Origin of the sequence: Alteromonas naphthalenivorans, from assembly GCF_000213655.1 — a bacterium.
Classification (GTDB): Bacteria; Pseudomonadota; Gammaproteobacteria; order Enterobacterales; family Alteromonadaceae; genus Alteromonas; species Alteromonas naphthalenivorans.
In genome coordinates this window covers 3,710,583-3,729,145 of the sequence record NC_015554.1, presented here as the reverse complement: position 1 = coordinate 3,729,145, position 18,563 = coordinate 3,710,583, and the positions used below count along the sequence as shown (strand labels likewise).

15 protein-coding genes are annotated in these 18,563 nt (G+C 44.4%); 8 read left to right on the top strand and 7 right to left on the bottom strand.

Annotated features, from left to right (window positions below):
- The first annotated feature begins 3 nt into the window (after positions 1-3).
- From rplP to rpsQ, 3 genes are read left to right on the top strand one after another with little or no spacing between them, the layout of a single operon-like run.
- Positions 4-417 (top strand): 50S ribosomal protein L16, encoded by a 414-nt coding sequence (gene rplP, locus AMBT_RS16245; protein ID WP_013785728.1) that lies wholly within the window; start codon positions 4-6, stop codon positions 415-417.
- Positions 417-608 (top strand): 50S ribosomal protein L29, encoded by a 192-nt coding sequence (gene rpmC, locus AMBT_RS16240; protein ID WP_013785727.1) that lies wholly within the window; start codon positions 417-419, stop codon positions 606-608. Before rplP ends, rpmC begins: the two co-directional genes overlap by 1 nt.
- Positions 608-865 (top strand): 30S ribosomal protein S17, encoded by a 258-nt coding sequence (gene rpsQ / locus AMBT_RS16235; protein ID WP_013785726.1) that lies wholly within the window; start codon positions 608-610, stop codon positions 863-865. The genes rpmC and rpsQ overlap by 1 nt, the downstream gene beginning before the upstream one ends.
- Positions 866-941: 76 nt before the next feature.
- On the opposite strand, the gene AMBT_RS16230 is transcribed toward rpsQ, so the two are convergent.
- Both AMBT_RS16230 and AMBT_RS16225 read right to left on the bottom strand, forming a co-directional pair.
- Positions 942-2,033, bottom strand: a complete 1,092-nt coding sequence (locus AMBT_RS16230) for a glycosyltransferase family 4 protein (RefSeq protein WP_013785725.1) — start codon at positions 2,031-2,033, stop codon at positions 942-944.
- Positions 2,030-3,064: a glycosyltransferase family 9 protein gene (locus tag AMBT_RS16225; protein WP_013785724.1), complete on the bottom strand. Its 1,035-nt coding sequence runs from the start codon at positions 3,062-3,064 to the stop codon at positions 2,030-2,032. The genes AMBT_RS16230 and AMBT_RS16225 overlap by 4 nt, the downstream gene beginning before the upstream one ends.
- A gap of 144 nt (positions 3,065-3,208) precedes the next feature.
- Between AMBT_RS16225 and AMBT_RS16220 the strand changes: the two genes are divergently transcribed.
- Positions 3,209-4,525: a 3-deoxy-D-manno-octulosonic acid transferase gene (locus tag AMBT_RS16220; RefSeq protein WP_013785723.1), complete on the top strand. Its 1,317-nt coding sequence runs from the start codon at positions 3,209-3,211 to the stop codon at positions 4,523-4,525.
- A gap of 295 nt (positions 4,526-4,820) precedes the next feature.
- Here AMBT_RS16220 and AMBT_RS16215 read toward each other — a convergent pair whose 3' ends face one another.
- Positions 4,821-6,620: a cation:proton antiporter gene (locus AMBT_RS16215; protein ID WP_041452598.1), complete on the bottom strand. Its 1,800-nt coding sequence runs from the start codon at positions 6,618-6,620 to the stop codon at positions 4,821-4,823.
- Positions 6,621-6,868: 248 nt separating this feature from the next.
- Here AMBT_RS16215 and AMBT_RS16210 point away from each other — a divergent pair, with 248 nt between their 5' ends.
- Both AMBT_RS16210 and AMBT_RS16205 read left to right on the top strand, forming a co-directional pair.
- A complete protein-coding gene (locus AMBT_RS16210) occupies positions 6,869-7,732 on the top strand; it encodes a YjiK family protein (protein ID WP_013785721.1) in 864 nt (287 codons plus the stop codon).
- 116 nt (positions 7,733-7,848) lie between these two features.
- A complete protein-coding gene (locus AMBT_RS16205) occupies positions 7,849-8,436 on the top strand; it encodes a hypothetical protein (RefSeq protein ID WP_013785720.1) in 588 nt (195 codons plus the stop codon).
- 27 nt (positions 8,437-8,463) lie between these two features.
- Here the strand turns inward: AMBT_RS16205 and AMBT_RS16200 are convergent, their stop codons facing one another.
- Together AMBT_RS16200 and AMBT_RS16195 are read right to left on the bottom strand one after the other, a co-directional pair.
- On the bottom strand, positions 8,464-10,374 hold the full coding sequence (locus AMBT_RS16200; RefSeq protein ID WP_041453073.1) for a methyl-accepting chemotaxis protein: 1,911 nt from the start codon (positions 10,372-10,374) through the stop codon (positions 8,464-8,466).
- 325 nt (positions 10,375-10,699) lie between these two features.
- The gene (locus AMBT_RS16195; RefSeq protein WP_013785718.1) at positions 10,700-12,907 is read right to left on the bottom strand and encodes a M3 family metallopeptidase; all 2,208 of its coding nucleotides are present in this window, start codon (positions 12,905-12,907) and stop codon (positions 10,700-10,702) included.
- A gap of 320 nt (positions 12,908-13,227) precedes the next feature.
- Here AMBT_RS16195 and AMBT_RS16190 point away from each other — a divergent pair, with 320 nt between their 5' ends.
- Positions 13,228-13,746: a YgjV family protein gene (locus tag AMBT_RS16190; RefSeq protein WP_013785717.1), complete on the top strand. Its 519-nt coding sequence runs from the start codon at positions 13,228-13,230 to the stop codon at positions 13,744-13,746.
- A gap of 184 nt (positions 13,747-13,930) precedes the next feature.
- On the opposite strand, the gene purU is transcribed toward AMBT_RS16190, so the two are convergent.
- Complete coding sequence (purU, locus tag AMBT_RS16185; protein ID WP_013785716.1) at positions 13,931-14,785, bottom strand: formyltetrahydrofolate deformylase; 855 nt, start codon at positions 14,783-14,785, stop codon at positions 13,931-13,933.
- A gap of 139 nt (positions 14,786-14,924) precedes the next feature.
- Positions 14,925-15,608, bottom strand: a complete 684-nt coding sequence (thpR, locus tag AMBT_RS16180) for an RNA 2',3'-cyclic phosphodiesterase (protein WP_013785715.1) — start codon at positions 15,606-15,608, stop codon at positions 14,925-14,927.
- 205 nt (positions 15,609-15,813) lie between these two features.
- Between thpR and AMBT_RS16175 the strand changes: the two genes are divergently transcribed.
- Positions 15,814-18,498 carry an ATP-dependent RNA helicase gene (locus AMBT_RS16175; protein WP_013785714.1) on the top strand — a complete coding sequence of 895 codons (2,685 nt, stop codon included), beginning with the start codon at positions 15,814-15,816 and terminating at the stop codon, positions 18,496-18,498.
- The last annotated feature ends 65 nt before the right edge of the window (positions 18,499-18,563 follow it).

Sequence of the window (18,563 nt, the reverse complement as noted above, 5' to 3'; positions counted from 1 at the left end):
ATCATGTTACAACCAAAGCGTACGAAATTTCGTAAAATGCATAAAGGTCGTAACCGTGGTCTTGCCATTGCGGGGAGCAAGGTAAGCTTCGGTACTTATGGCCTGAAAGCAGTTGGCCGTGGTCGTATGACCGCTCGCCAAATCGAAGCAGCGCGTCGTGCTATGACTCGTCACGTTAAGCGTCAAGGTAAAATTTGGATTCGAGTTTTCCCTGACAAGCCAATTACTGAGAAGCCTCTTGAAGTGCGTCAAGGTAAAGGTAAAGGTAACGTTGAGTACTGGGTATGCCAAATTCAACCTGGACGTGTTCTTTATGAGATGGAAGGTGTTCCTGAATCTCTAGCACGCGAAGCGTTTGAATTGGCAGCGGCTAAACTGCCATTTAAGACAACCTTTGTAACTCGGACGGTGATGTAATGAAAGCGACTGAACTGAAAGAAAAAAGCGTAGAAGAGCTGAACGCAGAGTTGATTAACCTGCTACGCGAACAGTTCAACTTGCGCATGCAGCACTCAACTGGTCAACTTGAAAAGACTGATCAATTGAGAACTGTACGTCGTAACATCGCGCGTGTTAAAACCATTCTGACTCAAAAGGCTGATGCGTAATGACTGAACAAAAAGTTCGTACAGTGCAAGGTCGTGTGGTTAGCAACAAGATGGATAAAACCATTACTGTTGTTGTTGAGCGTTTTGTAAAACACCCTATCTACGGGAAGTTCATCAAACGTTCTACTAAACTTCACGCCCACGATGAAGAAAACGTATGTAACCAAGGCGACGTAGTCACTATTAGTGAATGTCGTCCATTGTCTAAAAGCAAAAATTGGACATTGGTTAGCGTTGTAGAAAAAGCTGGCGTTTAATCGCTAACTTTTCTTACGATTGAAAAAGCCGCTCTTGAGCGGCTTTTTTATTGTCTAAAATTTAACAATGCAATACTTATGATGGCTGTGTCACGGTCAAGTATAGCTCGCTATAACTGGTAGCCATTTCGTCAGTACTGAAATGCCCTTTTACATGTTGATACAACTGATTGCCCAAGGTCTCGCGGGTTTGCTTATCATTCACCAGCGTAATCAACGCATCGGCTATTTCATCGATATTCCCTGGCGTTACCATTAGTCCTGTTTCATTATGCTCAATAATTTCGGGAATACCGCCTACCGGTGTAGATACCACCGCACGCTTACAGGCTCCCGCTTGAAGAAGAATAACGCCTAAACCCTCTGCATAAGCGGGGTGAACCACAATATCAACACTGGGAAGAATTTTACTGACTTCATCGGTAAAGCCACATAGGTGAACGTGTTCGGTAAGTAAATGCCGGTCGATAAGTGCTTCGTAGCTTTCTTTAAGATTTCCTTTGCCAAAGAGTAAACAACTCACTTTAGGGTTATTTTGAACCACTTTTTCCATGGCTAAAATAATATCAGCTTGGCCTTTACGAGATATAAGCTGAGCAAAGTTAGCAATAACGGTATGATCTGAAGGAATGGAGAAGGTTTCACTTAGCCACGCTTTGTCACCAGGCTTCGAAAACTCTTTAAAATCTACGGACGAGTGAATAACCGGTTGGTGTTTCACTGCTTCACAGTGATGACTTACCACATTAAACACACCCTCAGAAATGCTCGCTACAGCCGCAAACTGACTGTATTTATAAGTGGCAAACAGTGATTCTGGGTTATCTACTCGTCGTGTGCATATAGCGGGAATACCCGTGATCTTCGCTACCATGGCGCCGAAAACATCTGCCCCACGACGACTATGTACATGAATGACATCGGCATTAATTTTACGGGCGATGTTAACCATGCGTTTCACGGCAAATAAGTCTGTTTCTCCGCGATAAGCAATAGTATGCGTTTGGCAGCCTGAAAGGGACAGCGACGCAATTTTACTATCTTCTGGGCATATTAGGTGGTTTTCGTAATCAAACTGGCGGTTCAGTGAATCTAACAAGTAAACAACTTGTTTAGCGCCGCCATACAAGTTTCTACCCAACTCTATATGCAAAATCTTTAAGCTCACAGGTATTCCTTCACAGTGGTAAAAACTTCTTCTGGGCGAATTAACGCCATACAGTCAAATGTACCATTGCACGTTGGTTTACGCTTACATGGCGCACAGACTAGCTTTTTATATAATACATGAGTGTTAGCATTATCAGTATATGTATACGGACAGGTAGACCCAAAAAGCGCAACTGTAGGGCGAAGAAAAGTAACCGCCATGTGTGTTAGGCCAGTATCAACGCCAATAAAAGCTTTAGACTGCTTCACCGCCACGGCTGATTCAGCTACCGATACATGCCCCGCTAATGAATAAACATCACCTTCATTGAAGGTCAGTGCCTCTGCATCACAGCTATCTGATGGGCCGCCTAGAATAACGATGGAGATATCACTGTGCTGACGGATAAGCGTGATAAGTTGCCTCCAATGATTAATTGGCCAGTGCTTTTGCGGGCGAGTAGTAAAAGGGGCAAGTACGATATAATCGCCATTTACCGACAGGGCACCTAGCGTGCCCTGAAGCTTTTGTGTTGCAGCTTCCCCCATTTCAATATGTAGTTCGTAAGAATGCGCTCCCATATGCTTTGCTAAATATCGATACTCGCTACTGATTTGGTTTGATATTGGTTTATCTATTGTGTCGGTTAAGAAACGTTGGCTTTGCTCTTTACTATTAAAACCAATTCGGACACCTGCACCACTGAGATAGGCTAAAAAGGCACTTTTAAGTAAGCCTTGGGCATCAATGGCGTGGGTAAAACCTTTATCGTGGAGTTGTCGCCTAAATGCCAACACCGATTTGAGCAAAGACCAATAGGCGCGCTTCTTACCAAACGCTTTCCATTCGCTTTTCGGCCACACGATAATGTCGTCAACGAAAGGGTGGTGTTGTACTAGTCCTGCATACGGTTTTTCAACTAACCAGGTAACTCGAGCATTAGGAAGAGCCTCTTTAATGCTGGACGGAAGCCCTGAGGCCATTACAATGTCACCAATAGCGCTAAGCCTGATTAAAAGTACGTTCGGCTGGGTTGCAGTAGAGCACATAAAACTTACATGTAGACGAGTTATAATGGGTGAGTAAAACACATAATAACGTCAGTTTGATGACGACCTAGCATAGCGCTACGCATTTCATTTATTGTGTAGTGAGCCAGTCAGGCTACCAAAGAATAACAATAGGAATTACTAATGATAAGAGGCGGTAAAGAAGCCGAATACAGACCTACATTACTAGAAGATGTGTGTCGCTGGCTTTACTCCTGTGTATTGTTTTGCATTATCCCTTTTGCATTTATCCAACTAATGCGCCGAGGTGCGACAAGAAATAAAGAATACAACCAACGCCGGTTTGAGCGATTCGGTTTTGTTGCGAGACCTCATAAAACGGGTGGTTACCTGTTTCACTGTGTTTCGGTTGGTGAAGTGGTGGCGGCATCTTGCTTAATAAAGCGCATCATTCAGGCTGAGCCAGATACCCAGATTACGGTGACTACCACTACACCCACAGGCTCGGCAAGGGTGCGGGATATTTTTGGTAATACGGTACACCATTTTTACTTGCCCTATGATTTGCATACGGCGATGGCCGCAATGATAAAGCGCATTAAACCTAAAGCGGTGCTTATTACCGAAGTCGAGTTATGGCCTAACTTTATCCATGCTTGCTGGAAGCGCCACATACCGATAATGGTGATTAATGCGCGTATGACAGATAGGTCAGCTAAGCGTTACATGAAAATAGGTAAACTGTTTAAACCCATGCTAAACAAACTTTCTCATATATGTACTCAAGGTCAGCGTGATTACAATAATTATCTTGCGCTAGGTATGCCTGAAGCACGTATGACTCAAACTAATAATATTAAGTTTGACCAAGCTGCGTCTACATCGCATCAAAGTATTGGGTTCATGGGCCTTTCACTAACAGACGGCCCAATATTAGTTGCTGGCAGTACCCACGATCTTGAAGAGCAAGCCATGATTGATGCCGTGAAGATACTTGGCTCGTCAACCGCAGTTAATCTTCGCTTGCTGTTAGTACCTCGTCACCCAGAGCGGTTTGATACCGTTGCTAAGCTGTTAGAGCAAAACGAACTTGAATACGTTCGAACAAGTAACATTGATGCTATATCGCCAGAGACGAAAGTTATCTTGCTCGATGAAATGGGCAAATTGAATAGTGCTTATAGCGTGGCTAGTTTTGCATTTGTAGGGGGCTCGATTGCAAATCGCGGTGGGCATAACGCGTTAGAGCCAGCCGCCTTTTCTATTCCCATCATGATGGGGCCACATACTTATAACAATCCAGTAATTTGTGAGTATTTGGAAGCGCGTGGAGCCCTTACAAAAATAGCGAATGCACAAGAAATTGCTCAGCAATGTGAAGCTTGGATTAATGCCCCGATGAAACGTGAGGAAGCTGGAAAAGCCGGCCGGAAAGTTTTAGAGGAAAACAGTGGTGCATTAGATAAAACGCTAGCGGTTATAAAACGTAATGTAGCTTAACCTTACTTATAAATATCAATTGGTTAATTTTAGCTCACCAAAGTTGTGCGCGCATTGCACCAAGGTTTTTCTTTGCACCCCTGTGGAAGCCTGCTATTTTATTAAAAAATACGTAAACTATTGAAAATGTTTCGAAAATGCAAAGTGGTCTACTCTTTGCTTTTATAACGCCGACAGCGTAGTTACGGTAAAATATAAACAATTATGCTTCTCATGAAGAAGCACTGGATTACGCGTTCTCCAGGGAGATGCACCCTGCTTAGGCAGGGTGCCATCTTAACCCACAAGCATCTTCTTACACTGCTTCACCTTCAGGTAAAATCAAACTTATTACTCGCCATCCTGCCTTAGGATGAATGCTGTCCCCATTCACGAACGTGAAGCTTTTTCCTTCAACATCTATGGCTATTAATGGTGTGGCTCTATCACCATATTTTTCATTATATTGCGCGAATGTAAACTCATCAGACAGCCGTGTTGTTTTAATACTGGCGTTACGAGCAATCGCTGATGCCAAATACCCATAAGTCACCCCTTCATCAAATAAGGTAAGACGTTTGGCGTATTGTTCACTGACTTGGTGACTTGGACGGGTAGATTGTTCGTTACTTGTCAGTGCCCATACTTTGTCTTTGCCCATCGTATTTTCAAAATGATACGCGATGGGAGGATTAAGCTGTTTGTAAGGTGACATAATCAACACCGTACCAAAACTGGCAATATCAAGATGTCGAGCTGCGTGATCTGACATAGGGTTACCAAAATACACAGGAATATCCATCATTCGGGCTTCACGAATGGCATCCCAGTTAGTATCAGCAACGGTAACGCTCAACTCTTGCTTAATCATTTCATCAGCAAGCATACGGTTAAACTTACTGCCACCGAACACAAGGTAAGCAGTAGGGGCAGGAGCTCTAACTTTTAGTAATTGTGCGACACTTCGAGAAGTAAGGCTTTGTACAACGACGGTAGCAATAATCACAAGAAAGACCATAGGCACGATAATGCCAGCACCCTCGTAGCCAATTTCTTCAAGCTTTAAAGAAAACAATGCAGATACGGCTGCGGCCACAATACCGCGAGGTGCAATCCAGCTCAGCAAGGCTAGCTCATTAAGTTTAAGACCAGTGCCAATAGACGACGCTGCTACCGATAACGGGCGAGCAATGAACATGATTGCCCCAAGGACAATAAGCGCTCCCCAGCCCACATCCGCAATAGATTGAAGGCTAAGACGGGTAGCAAGTAATATGAACAAGCCTGAGATAAGCAGCACACTCAAGGTTTCTTTGAACTCTAAAATGTCTTCTACTTCCACGTTCTTCATGTTGGCTAATACCATGCCGGTGATGGTAACGGCCAATAGTCCAGATTCATGTGCAACATAATTTGACGCTGCAAAAACACCTAGAATAATCGTTAAAACGGCGGTGTTTAATAAGTAATGCGGGATCCAATCTTTGCGGATAGAAAGCCCTAGCAAATAACCCGAACTAAAACCAAGCAGGAAACCAATTCCGATGGTTTTGCCAAAGGTGATAAACGTGTGGGAAATAGCATTGCCTTGAGAGGCAACGATAAACTCAAAGACGAGTACAGCCAGTAGGGCGCCGATGGGGTCGATAACTATGCCTTCCCATCGTAGGATGCTTGCCAAGTTAGATTTAGGCCGCACAGTACGCAGCATGGGCACTATTACGGTGGGGCCAGTTACCGTCACGATAGCGCCGAATAAAAAAGAGAGTTGCCACGACAAGTCTAGGCTGTAATGGGCCGCCACTGCAGCAATAACCCAGGTAACCAATACACCCACACTACATAGGTTACGCACCATATTGCCATGACCAGCAATATCACCAAACTTAAGGGTAAGGGAACCTTCAAACAGAATAATAGCAACGGAAAGCGATACAACTGGGAACAAAAGGTCGCCAAAAAGCGCGTCTGCGTCAAGCACGCCAAATACAGGGCCAACCACAATACCTACAATTAAAAGCGGTAAGATGGCAGGTAAACGAACTTTGTATGCGAGATATTGGCAGCTAATCGACAATAAGCCAACGGCAACCAAAGACATGAGTGGATCTGACAATGCGTGTTCCCTTATTTATATAATTGTAAGTATGTAGCCATACTCATATTGTTATGCGGTTCCATCATATAGCAACTTATCTACAAGCCGACAGAGACTTTCGTATAAGCGCCATGTAATTAAAACAGAGTTTAGCCTATAAGGGATCAATTCGCTTATATTCAACGTTGTCGTGGAAGGGGAAGCATAGTATTTTAAGACTTCATTAATTACGCGCCAAAGAGCGCCTTATCAACGGACTATCTACGTTGCTTAATCATTCACTTTTACCTGTAGCAGTTGCTACGTTTTTTTCGCTCTCGTCACTTACTGGTTGTGCTGCTTCATACCCTGAAGCTCAGACAAAAATATCTGTAGGTAAGTTAACGGTGCTTCCTGATGTATTGGAAGAAACGTCGGGGCTGTTTTGTAATGCCTCAACGCTCGTTAGTTTGAACGACTCTGGAAACAAACCGGAATTGTTTCATCTATCTTATGAAGGCAAGGTGATTAAAACCGATAGAATGGCGTTAGACAATATCGATTGGGAAGCGGTTACAGCAAGTTCAACGCATTGGTATGTTGCGGATGTTGGCAACAACAAGGGCCGTCGTGAGAGTCTTACTATATATAAGGTCAATAAAAATGACCTTAACGATATAGTCACAATGACAGTAGCCTATGAAGGCAACAATCCAAGTAGCAACATGCCTTATGCCCATGACTTTGATTCAGAGGCCATGACGTATGCCAACGGAAAGTTAATACTGTTCTCGAAAAGCTGGCGTACCGGTGTGGCTAAAGTGTATGAAGTTAATGAATCTACAGAGCCCCAGACACTAACCGCGTTTGCGCATATCGAAGGTTTACCGGGTGTTATTACTGGCGCAGATTACGATGCCGCTCGTAATCTATACGTCATTGTGGGCTATAAATCTGACCCCTTTGGGAACTTTGATACTTTCATGGCCCAGGTTGATAATCAGTTTGTTCCTATTAATATCTGGCCGTTACCTGCTTATAAACAAGTAGAGGGTGTATGTGTTGATGACAACGGCAATTACTGGTTTTCAGAAGAAGCTGCTGGGCATCGCAAGGCATCGCTTACCGAAGTTAAAATCATTCAAAAATAAATTAGTCTATATTTTAATCACTTGACGGGAGTTAGCATAATGGCTAATTCCCACGTTTTACACTTCGTGGTTATATAAGGTTCTACTCTGCTTTTGCATATTAGGTAACCGGTTTAATGCGTAGATTCTCTCAGCTTATAGTGATGCTTACAGCGCTTCAAAGTGCATGGGTATCGATATCTGTCTCTGCCTCAGCGATAGAAGATGCTGAACAGTGGTTGAGTGAATATGTAAGTTTGGATGATACTTTTTCCATCGCGTTATCTAAAAACAAAATTAGATTTAAAGGCTGTAAGCAGAAGCAATATCAGTTAGTGGTCAATCAGCAATTCACTAAACGCTTCAATGTGGAAGCCATTGTTCACTATAACAAAGGCTTACTCGATTATGGGGTACTCGCTCAGCGGGTTAAAAGCCATGAATTTGAGGTGGTGAGTTGGTGGGATAAAGGAAGTTACCGGGTTGGGTTAAGCCACAAAATTCGTCCTGAACATGAAATTTCCATTCCCGTTGCCGAAGTGATTCAACTCCCTACTAGTACGACGGCTAGTGTGTATTTTGAAGTTCCTCTAATGGAAGAAAGACACACGCTCACGGTTGCGGCTTCTAGAGAGTCATGGAAGTCGGACAGCGCAACAATCCAGTTGCCGTGGAGCAAAGCCCACGACAACCAAGTTAAACTGCAATACGCTATTGCGTTCTAGCCAAGCAGTATTGAAATAAAACTAATCTCATAACTTAAACTGACTAACCTCTTGAGCCAGTTCGTTTGCTAGTTCGTCTAGCTTCTCGCTAACGCCTACTAACACATGTGTGGCATTAAGGGTTTCATCACTCGATGAACTTATCTCATTAATACTCCGGCTAATATCTTCAACGACGGTCGCTTGTTGCTCTGTAGCGGTGGCCACTTGGGTATTCACATCATTAATCAGCACGATTTCCTCGGCAATTTTCTGCAAAAGTTTATCGATATCATCGGTAGCGCCAACCACGTCTTTGGTTTGAGCTTTGCTATCTTGCATTTGAGAAACTGCCGTTTTGGAGTCGAGTTGGAACTTATCAATCTTGATCTGTATCTCATCGGTGGCGGCAGCTGCACGCTGAGCCAGTGTGCGAACTTCATCGGCCACAACCGAGAAGCCTCTGCCATGATCGCCAGCCCGAGCGGCTTCTATCGCTGCATTCAACGCAAGTAAATTAGTTTGCTCTGAAATGCTGCGAATTGTATCAAGTATGCCGCCGATAGCCGCAGTGTGCTCATCAAGAGACTGGATAACCTCAGACACACTTTCTACTTGGGTAGAAAGGTTCGATATTGCGTGCACCGCTTTTTGAGTAAATAGGCGACCTTCTTGCGAGCTTTCAGTCGCACGATTCGCATTTTGCGCAGCATAAGTAGCAGACTGTGCGACTTCAGTGACCGTGCTGCCCATTTCAGTTAACGCTGTTGCGGCCTGCATGGTTTGGTCTCGCTGACTACGAGTAGAACGTTCATTTTGCTGAGATTGGCTGGCCACTTCTTGAGCTGAGGCTTTAAGGGCTTGGCTAGTTTTAGCTACCGATGCAATAGTACTGTGAAGATGATCGATAAAACTATTGAAGCCTTCAACCAGTCGAGCGGTTTCTTTTTGTTCTGGTACGTCAATTCTTGAACGTAAATCGCCTTGTCCTTTATCAAGTTGCTGGAAAATATCAGCTAGAGATTCGATAGGTTTGGTGAGAGACGATGCCAGCCAAATTCCAAGCAGCGCAAACAGGCCCGCGATGGCAATAGACCATAAAATGATCTGACGACTGCCTGCATTTAATGAGGCATAAAGCTCTTGCTCGGGTACTTGCGCCACCACGTACCAACCGGATTTTTCTACATACGTACTAGCAAAAAGGACGTCATCGGCGTTTACTTCACTGGTTGCCATCGCAAAATCACGTTGTTGCAGTAAAGTCCGTGAAGCATTTGTGCCACTAATGGCGCTTAGTTTGGATTTTCCTAAAAGGCTAGTATCAGGGTGGGCAATAATAGTGCCCTCGCCATCAACTAAATACACGAAGCCGGTTTGAGCAATTTTTACCGCGTTAATAATATCTAATAGCTCGTCAACAGACTTCGCAACACCAGACATGCCTCGGCCTGCGGTTTGTTGGAAGTTAGCGAACAATCTATAACCTTGGCCAGGTTCGTTATACAAGCTAAGTGAAATTGGCGTACCACTATCACGGTAAGCAAAGAACCATCCATCGAATTCATCGTTTTTCAGCACGCGTAAAAAACCGTCTTGATTCCAATACTTAGTGGTTTTTCTATCGACGAAAGAGGCTACGGTTAAGTCGTTGAAATTCACGATATCGTTCAGATAAGCGATAAGTCGCTTTTCACCTGAACTATCAGCGCCAGCGGCTGACCAAGCTAAAATGTCAGGATTGGATGCAATACCATGGGCAACAGAAAGCATCACACTGGCTTCTCTATCGACCTGATTGCCAATTTGCTTCAACAGTGAAGGAAGTTGAAGCTGTTCCATGTTTTCTTTTACTAAATCTCGGGCTATCCATTGGCTAATTGAGCCTACCAAGATTGAGGCTGCCAACACGGCGACCATTAGTGAAATAATTAATTTTTGTTTAATACTCAAAGTCATAACTTTCGACCATATTTTGACTGCTGAAAAACGACGCTGCACTGCAGGCACAGTCACGTCTTGGGCGTTGGGTTATTACTGTTGGCGTCTACTTTACTGCTTAGTTGCAGGTTATTAATCACGTGATGAAACACGAGGAGAGGTAGTTCGCACTAGCTTTATTTTTATTATGTTTTTGTATCGGCAGAAAAACGCGAAGTATTATACTATCGACGTATAAAACCGATAAATTGATTTTGAAGTTAAATTGACCGAAAGGTCAAGAAAAAGCCGCGAAATGAGGTGAATTTCTCAACTTCGCGGCTTGTTTAGGTAGGTTTAACGATTAATTTTCGCTTTTGTCTTTGCTTTTATCTTCGGGGATTGGAAAACCTCTGTCGCGCATTAATGCGTCAACTTTGGCATCGCGGCCACGGAATTTACGATAAGCTTCAGCTGGATCCATCGCATTACGAACCGAAAAGAGGTACTTCACTAAGCGATTGCCCACTTCTTCGTCGTAAAATCCACCCGGTGCTTCCATAAAGGCTTCTGATGCATCAGCGGTCAGCACTTCTGCCCACATATAACCATAATACGCGGCGGCATAACCTTCACCCGAGAACACGTGACCAAAGTGAGGTGTGCGGTGACGCATAACAATCTCTTCGGGCATACCGAGTTTTGTCAGCTCTTCACGTTCAAAGGTATCGGGCTCAATAGTCGCTGGATCAGTGGTATGGTACTTCAAATCCATGATAGCAGAAGCCATATATTCAGTGGTTTTGAAGCCTTCATTAAAGGTTGATGCCTTCTTAATCTTAGCAACAAGTTCAGCAGGAATAGGTTCACCCGTTTGATAGTGTACTAAGAATTGATTAATAACTTCGTCGGTGGTTAACCAGCGCTCTAATAGTTGCGACTGGAACTCAGTGTAATCACGTACGCCTGAGTGTGAAGAAGGGTATTTCACATCAGCAGATAAGAAATGCAGTGCATGACCAAATTCGTGGAAATAGGTTTCTGCATCATCAAATGAAATGAGAGTGGGTTCGCCTTCAGCCCCTTTTACGAAGTTAGAGTTGTTAGAAGACAACACCGTCTTTTTGCCGTCGAAGGTTGTTGAAGAGCGATAGGTTGTTGCCCATGCACCAGAGCGTTTACCTTTGCGAGAAAACGGATCTAAGTACCATAAACCAATGTGTTCACCGGAATCTTTATCGGTCACTTCCCATACTTTAACGTCTTCGTGGAATACAGGCACTTTACCTTCTTCCACTGGGGTAAAGTTGAAATTAAACAAACGACCAGCAACGTAGAACATAGCATCGCGCAGTTTATCTAGCTGCAGGTATTGCTTCACTTCGTTTGAGTCTAGGTCGTACTTGGCTTGGCGAACTTTCTCGGCATAAAAACGATAGTCCCACGGGGCAATAGTGATATCAGCGCCTTCAGCGTCAGCAATGGCTTGCATATCGGCCACTTCTTGTTCAACACGTGCAATGGCAGCGGGCCAAACCTTCATCATAAGATCCATGGCGTTTTCAGGGTTCTTTGCCATACGGTCTTCTAAGCGCCACTGGGCATAGTTTTCATACCCGAGTAATTCAACGCGCTCATCACGTAAGGTTAAAATGCGCTTAATGGTTTCGTTATTGTCGAACTCATCAGCGTTATCGCCACGGCTGTAATAGGTGTTCCATACTTTTTCGCGTAATTCACGGTTAGTAGAGTAGGTTAGGAACGGATCCATTGAAGAACGGGTGTTTGTTATTGCATATTTATCCGGCTCACCACGGCTCTGGGCGGCAGATTTAGCGCCTTTTACGAAAGATTCAGGCAAGCCACCTAATTGGTCTTCAGTAATATAGGTTACGTAGTTCTCTTCATCCGCCAGTACGTTATTTGAGAACGACGTATAGAGGGTTGCTAACTCTTCGTTAATGGCGGCATAACGCTTTTTCGCTTCGCTGTCCAACGTCGCGCCATTGCGGGCGAAGTCGTTATAAGTCATCCAAGTAATGCGCTGTTCTTCTTCGGTTAATGTCGATAGTTCTTCTGACTCATAAACCGCTTTAACACGTTCGAATAACTTTTCGTTTTGTGTGATTTTGGTAGAAAATGCTGACAACTTGGGTGACATTTCTACTTGGATTGCACGAAATTCAGGACTTGATTTATTCGCACTCCAAATGCCGTAGTAACGAAATACGCGGCTAAGCTCGCTACCTGAACGTTCCATAGCCACAATTACGTTTTCAAACGTAGGTGGCTCGGGGTTATTCGCAATTTCATCAATCTCTTTAAGTTTGAGTTCCATTGCTTTTTCAAGGGCAGGTTTCAAATCTTCCAGTTTCATTTTATCGAAAGCCGGAACGCCACCATAGGGGCCTTTGAATTCTTGAAGGAGTACATTGTCGAACTGTTGGTTTTCCTGCATTGCGGGGGTTTCAGCAGTATCTACAGACGTTGTCTGAGGCGCTTTTTGCTCAGAACAAGCACCGAGTGCAAGCACTACCGCCATCGCGGTAAGCGACGTTTTAAATTTTCCCATTATTATTTCCTGTCTTATTATGATTTCTTTTATTTTTCTTGTCGTTAGGTCAACCCGCCCTAGTAGAGCAGATCAATACCAACGATTGAAGCGTTAATTAAAATCTCACACATTCAATACTATGCCATTGTAAAACTAACTTAAATGTCTCTTAACGTAATAACCCGCTAGACCAACGAGAATGCGAGTCGTAGCACCTAAATGACATTCATCGAAAAGCCCAAAAAAACCATTGAAAGTTTTTAGCTAATCACTACACTTCGCGCCATTAAAGAACGGTTATTTTTTGACTCATTTGTTATCTATAAAGGAGCATTGGCGTGTTTGAATTATTGCTTCATACAATCCCTGTATTGTTTGCTATTGGATCGTTTTGGTCCAATACAGAGCGCAAGCTTTTATTTTTGAATTTAGGGTTGTGTGTGGCGCTAGCCAGTTTACTTGCTTTCGAGCAAGCGTGGGGTGGGGTAGTAGTGATTATGGTGGCGGGGATGAGTACCACCTATCGGGTAGTCACTCAAAAGCTTTTACCCGCGTATGCAACTTACATTATTTTGGCTTTAATGACCGTACTGGTGGCAAGTATAAATACCCTTACGGGTAAGACAGGGCTACTAGAACTTATGCCAGTACTGACTTTCATGGTATATCGCTTTGGTGAGTTACACTGCAAAGAAGCAGGGCTGCGTACTTGTATGATAATTGGCTCGGTTAACTTTACGGTATACGGCGTGGCTACTCAAACATGGGGCCTGGCGATTACCGAAGCCTTATTCGCTATTTCCAATGCGTGGTATTACGTTAAGTTACGTAGGCAACTTGCTGCGCTGTCGTTGTAAAGCCAGATAAGCGGGCAAATTTAGGCTACAAAAGAGGGTGAGCGCGAAAGGCTGAAATTGAGCCCTGTACGTAGGTTACAGTGTCATAAAGTAAACGTGTTCATGCTTGTCAGAATCAAAAAAGCCAGACGAGTCACTCTCGTCTGGCTTTTTTATCTTGCTGCGGAATTTATAAAACAGTGTCTTATGCAAATACCACGGTTTTATTGCGATGAATAATCACGCGGTCTTCCAAATGATAACGCACGCCATGGGCAAGGGCGGTTACTTCACAGTCCTTCCCTTTTCTCACCATATCAACCGCGCTATCACTGTGGCTAATACGCTTAACGCTTTGCTCAATAATAGGGCCTTCGTCTAGGTCTTTGGTGACGTAATGGCAGGTTGCCCCAATTAACTTAACACCGCGATCGTAAGCTTGTTGGTAGGGTTTAGCCCCTGCAAAGCTCGGTAAGAAACTATGGTGAATGTTAATTGCTTTACCTTGAAGTTGTTGGCATAGCGTATCTGGCAAAATCTGCATGAAGCGGGCAAGCACTGTTAGGTCAATTTTATACTCTTCCAATAAGGTTGAGATTTGCGCAAAAGCCGCTTCTTTGCCCAACGCTTTAAAGTCTACCCAATGAAACGGCACTTTATACCAATCGGCAAATTGCTTCATTTGTGGATGGTTGCCAATAATGCACGGAATATCGCAATCAAGCTCACCGGTGTGCCAGCGATGCAGTAAATCAACCATACAGTGAGATTCCACGCTACCCAGTAAGGCAACGCGCTGCTTCTTACTCGAATCAGAGAGTTTCCAATTCATTTGAAATTCGTTCGCCAAAGGCGCAAATTCTGCTAAAAAGCTGTCGTAATCTAACCCAATAGAATCGGCACCAATTTCGTGGCGCATAAAGAATCTACCGGTTTGTAAATCGGTGTGATGGTTAGCTTCAACGATGGTGGCACCATGGCTAGCTAAAAACTGAGAAACACTGGCAACTAAGCCAATTTGGTCAGGGCAATCTATTACTAATCGAAACGTTTGTTGCATGGAATTGAGGTCTCACTAAATAAGACCCCCTTTTTACCCAGCTACGCCAGTGATGTAAAGGTTTTTGGGCTTAAAAAGCCTAACTGAAATAGGCTATTTTGCTATAAATAATATCACCCGATGAATGATCGTTAACCAACTACTCATCATTAATTCCTCGGCGTAGCTTCTCACGCACTGACATATTGTGCTTTAAATTCCAACTTTGCCTAACGGGGTATGTAACCCCTTGCGGTGTAGAGACAGATTCAAAAAGGTGGAACGCCGAGGCATGCATCTCTACATGAGGTGTATACAAAGGCACAGGAAGCGCCGCCGTGGCTTTTCGAATAACGGTAACATGGGGCGAAAACCCTTTACCATCAACCTCTATAGCTGCTGCTCTGGCGGCCTTGCGGGTAGATTTTGCTAAGGCCATGAGCTCTGCTGGCGGTGATTGTGGTGCGGCAAAGAGAATCTTAGGGCCGTTCCAAATACCAGTAGTGTCTAAGGTTAGTGAAAATGGTGCATGTATTAGCGTATCTAGTTCGGCGACTAACGCCTCATGCTGTCGGTGAGTAATGTGGCCGAGAAAACTTAAGGTCATATGGTAATTGGCTGCGTTAACCGCATAAGGTTGGGATGCGCCTGAGTCACGTCTTTTACCTTTGCTCTCTTTACCCTTGCCCCGCCTGCCTTCGTTCCCTCTACCTTCATTGTGGGCTCGGCCCTCAGAAAGGTTGAACATGTTGCGGGCTGTCACCTCTGGGAGGGCTTGTTGCCGCCAACTATCAAGGGCTAATTTTTCTGTTGAATGTAAATCTAAACCAATGAAACAACGCATACCCACTCCTCTATCTACGTGTAATGAAGTCAACACGCCCTAGTTAATAGAAAAATTGTTTAAACCCAAATGGACATATCGTCAGGTGTCTCTATTTAGCTGTGCTTAGTCTAGCCGTGCTTGTTTTAACGTAATGCAAAACTTCTGCTACAGGTAAATTCAAGTACAATAGTGTGAGAAGTTTATCTAGGTATTGCAAACCTTTATGTTACAGCTGTTATTACATTTACCCGCAGCCCAGCTTATTGAACCGGTTAACAAGGCGATTAGCGAAAACAACCTTATCATAGGTGCACCGCCGGGTGCAGGTAAGTCTACGGTGCTACCACTTTCTCTATTAAGCGCGATACCACAGGGTAAAGTGTTGTTGATGCAGCCTCGCCGCGTAGTCGTACGGAATTTGGCGAATTATCTGGCAGGCATACTTAATGAAAAAGTGGGCGACACAGTAGGTTACCGTATTAAAGGTGAAAGTAAGGTAGGAAAGAACACCCGTCTTGAACTCATTACCGAAGGTATACTCGCCAGAATGATTCAGTCTGACCCTGAACTTGCTGGGGTATCGGCCATTATATTTGATGAATTTCATGAGCGCAGCATTCATAGCGACTTCGGTTTAGCGCTAGCCCTCGACGTACAAGCTGGCTTGCGAGAAGATCTCCGCCTAGTCGTTATGTCGGCCACCCTTGATGTAGAGCCGCTTACTGCATTAATGGATAATCACGGGGCTGTGCCTGCCATTAACCTCGATGCAAAAGGGCGAACTTTCCCCGTTACTATGCATTACAGCAAAGATGTGCTCGCCCATGAGGTGGTTAGCGCCACCGCAGAAATGACTACCCGAGCATTTTCTCAACACCAAGGTGATGTACTGGTCTTCTTGCCAGGAAGCGGAGCCATTCGAGGGGTGGCACAACGACTTTCTACGCTGGAAGATAAATATGATGTGGCATTGCACACACTTTTTGGGGCGATGAGCAAAGAAGCCCAACAAGCCGCTATCAACCCTGATCCACAAGGGCGACGTAAAATTATTCTCGCCACCAATATTGCCGAAACCAGCTTAACCATTGAAGGGGTTAAGGTGGTGGTAGACAGTATGTGGGAGAATCAAGCGCAATATAACCCTTCCAGTGGTTTTACCCAGTTAATGCAACAGCGTATATCCCGCGCATCGGCTATTCAACGGGCTGGGCGAGCGGGACGGGTTAGCGCGGGCGATTGCTACCGGTTATGCAGCCAAAGTAGTTTTGAGCGTATGGCGCAGCATAATGCCCCGCAAGTATTGCGAGAAGATGTGTCGTCCTTATTGCTCGATGCCTTGCAATGGGGCGCTACGCCCTCATCGTTGGCGATGTTAACCCAGCCAACTAATGCACAGCTGAAGGTGGCTGGTAATAACTTAACCGCCATTGATGCCCTAAAAGAACTTGATGACAACCAAATAATAACCCCTTATGGGCGTAAACTGTCCGACATACCCTGCCATCCAAATTTGGCGAATTTATTAATACGCTGCGAGCAAGGTGTTGAAGGGGTAGAGCCTGCAATGCAAAGGAAACTTAAATGTGCTGCGCCTTTTGTGGTGGCATTGGCCGAAAACTTAGGCGGACAGTTTACACAAATTTATGTTATTGATGCGCTGTTGAACCTTGATGGGCAAACGCGCAAACAGCTTCATCAGCAAGCATCTAAATATGCAAAATATGTTGGTCTTACGGCGAACGATTTGGACATTAACGGCATAGACGAAGAAGCATTGGCGCTTTGTATTGCTATTGCCTTTCCTCAGCGGGTGGCGTTTTATCGGGGGCAAGCATCTGATAAGGCCAACGGAAAGGCAAATGGAAATCAGAAAGGGCAAGGGGCCACGCAAGGAAATATGCAAGGAAAGCCTCAGCAAAGTGGATATAAGCTCGCCAGTGGCAAGGGGGGCGAATTAGAGCAGCATTCCCCTGAACAGTGGTTGGCCGTTTTACATGGTCAGCAAACTGGAAATACGGTGAAGTTCAGGTTAGTCCAGCCAATTAATGAAGCCCTGCTTCGTGCCGTGTTCCCAAATGAGTTTACTAGCAAAAAGCAAGTACGTTACAACGTGGCAAAAAAGGCTATGGAAGCACGGGTGATTGCCGGTTTTCATGCCATCGACTTAGCCAGTGAGCCCGTATCAGGGCAAGAGAAACAACAAGATAATCGCTTTTGGAAAAAACAGACTGCTTATGCATGGTTTGAATATTTAGAGAACATTCCAGTAAGTGAGTGGCCACTAACGGAAGGTGATTGGCAATGGTGGAACAGACTTAAACTTGCCGCATCGTTGAATTTACCTCAGCCGCAGGCGTTCGATAAACCAGACCCGTGGCCTCAGTCTTTGCCGGCATTAATGTACAATGCAAAAGAGGCATTAATTGAGCCTTTAAGTCGATGTGAGTCTTTGGCGAAACTACAAAAGTTGCCATGGAAAAATACGCTAAATAATGCACTTAGTTGGCCGCAGCAAGACGCCCTTGCTTCACTATTACCAACTCATTTACCGATACCCACAGGGCGTGATGCTGCACTTGAGTATCGCGATAACGGTGATGTGGTGTTAGCGGTTAGAATGCAAGAGATGTACAGCCAAACTGCCCCACTGACGGTGGCGGGTGGCAGAACCAATATTGTTTATGAGCTATTGTCGCCAGCAGGACGACCACTTCAAACCACTAAAGATTTAGCGGGGTTCTGGACAGGCAGTTATTTAGCGATTCAAAAAGAAATGAAAGGACGCTACCCCAAGCTTATGCGAAGAATGGAAGTTGACAAGGTAAAGGGAAGTGAGAAAGTTGTTGACACAAAGAGGTCAAAAAATAAAAGGGGAAGTAAAAATAAAGTTGATAAAAGAAGGTGAACAAAATATTTGTTGACCGAAGAAAAGGAACTATAATGCTCGTTGACAGTACTTCACATTTGTCA

Bases quoted from the DNA above. Each gene is read 5' to 3' on its own strand.
- rplP (WP_013785728.1), top strand. From the start codon at position 4: ATGTTACAACCAAAGCGTACGAAATTTCGTAAAATGCATAAAGGTCGT.
- rpmC (WP_013785727.1), top strand. From the start codon at position 417: ATGAAAGCGACTGAACTGAAAGAAAAAAGCGTAGAAGAGCTGAACGCA.
- rpsQ (WP_013785726.1), top strand. From the start codon at position 608: ATGACTGAACAAAAAGTTCGTACAGTGCAAGGTCGTGTGGTTAGCAAC.
- AMBT_RS16225 (WP_013785724.1), bottom strand. From the start codon at position 3,064: ATGTGCTCTACTGCAACCCAGCCGAACGTACTTTTAATCAGGCTTAGC.
- AMBT_RS16220 (WP_013785723.1), top strand. From the start codon at position 3,209: ATGATAAGAGGCGGTAAAGAAGCCGAATACAGACCTACATTACTAGAA.
- AMBT_RS16205 (WP_013785720.1), top strand. From the start codon at position 7,849: ATGCGTAGATTCTCTCAGCTTATAGTGATGCTTACAGCGCTTCAAAGT.
- AMBT_RS16200 (WP_041453073.1), bottom strand. From the start codon at position 10,374: ATGACTTTGAGTATTAAACAAAAATTAATTATTTCACTAATGGTCGCC.
- AMBT_RS16195 (WP_013785718.1), bottom strand. From the start codon at position 12,907: ATGGGAAAATTTAAAACGTCGCTTACCGCGATGGCGGTAGTGCTTGCA.
- purU (WP_013785716.1), bottom strand. From the start codon at position 14,785: ATGCAACAAACGTTTCGATTAGTAATAGATTGCCCTGACCAAATTGGC.
- thpR (WP_013785715.1), bottom strand. From the start codon at position 15,608: ATGCGTTGTTTCATTGGTTTAGATTTACATTCAACAGAAAAATTAGCC.
- AMBT_RS16175 (WP_013785714.1), top strand. From the start codon at position 15,814: ATGTTACAGCTGTTATTACATTTACCCGCAGCCCAGCTTATTGAACCG.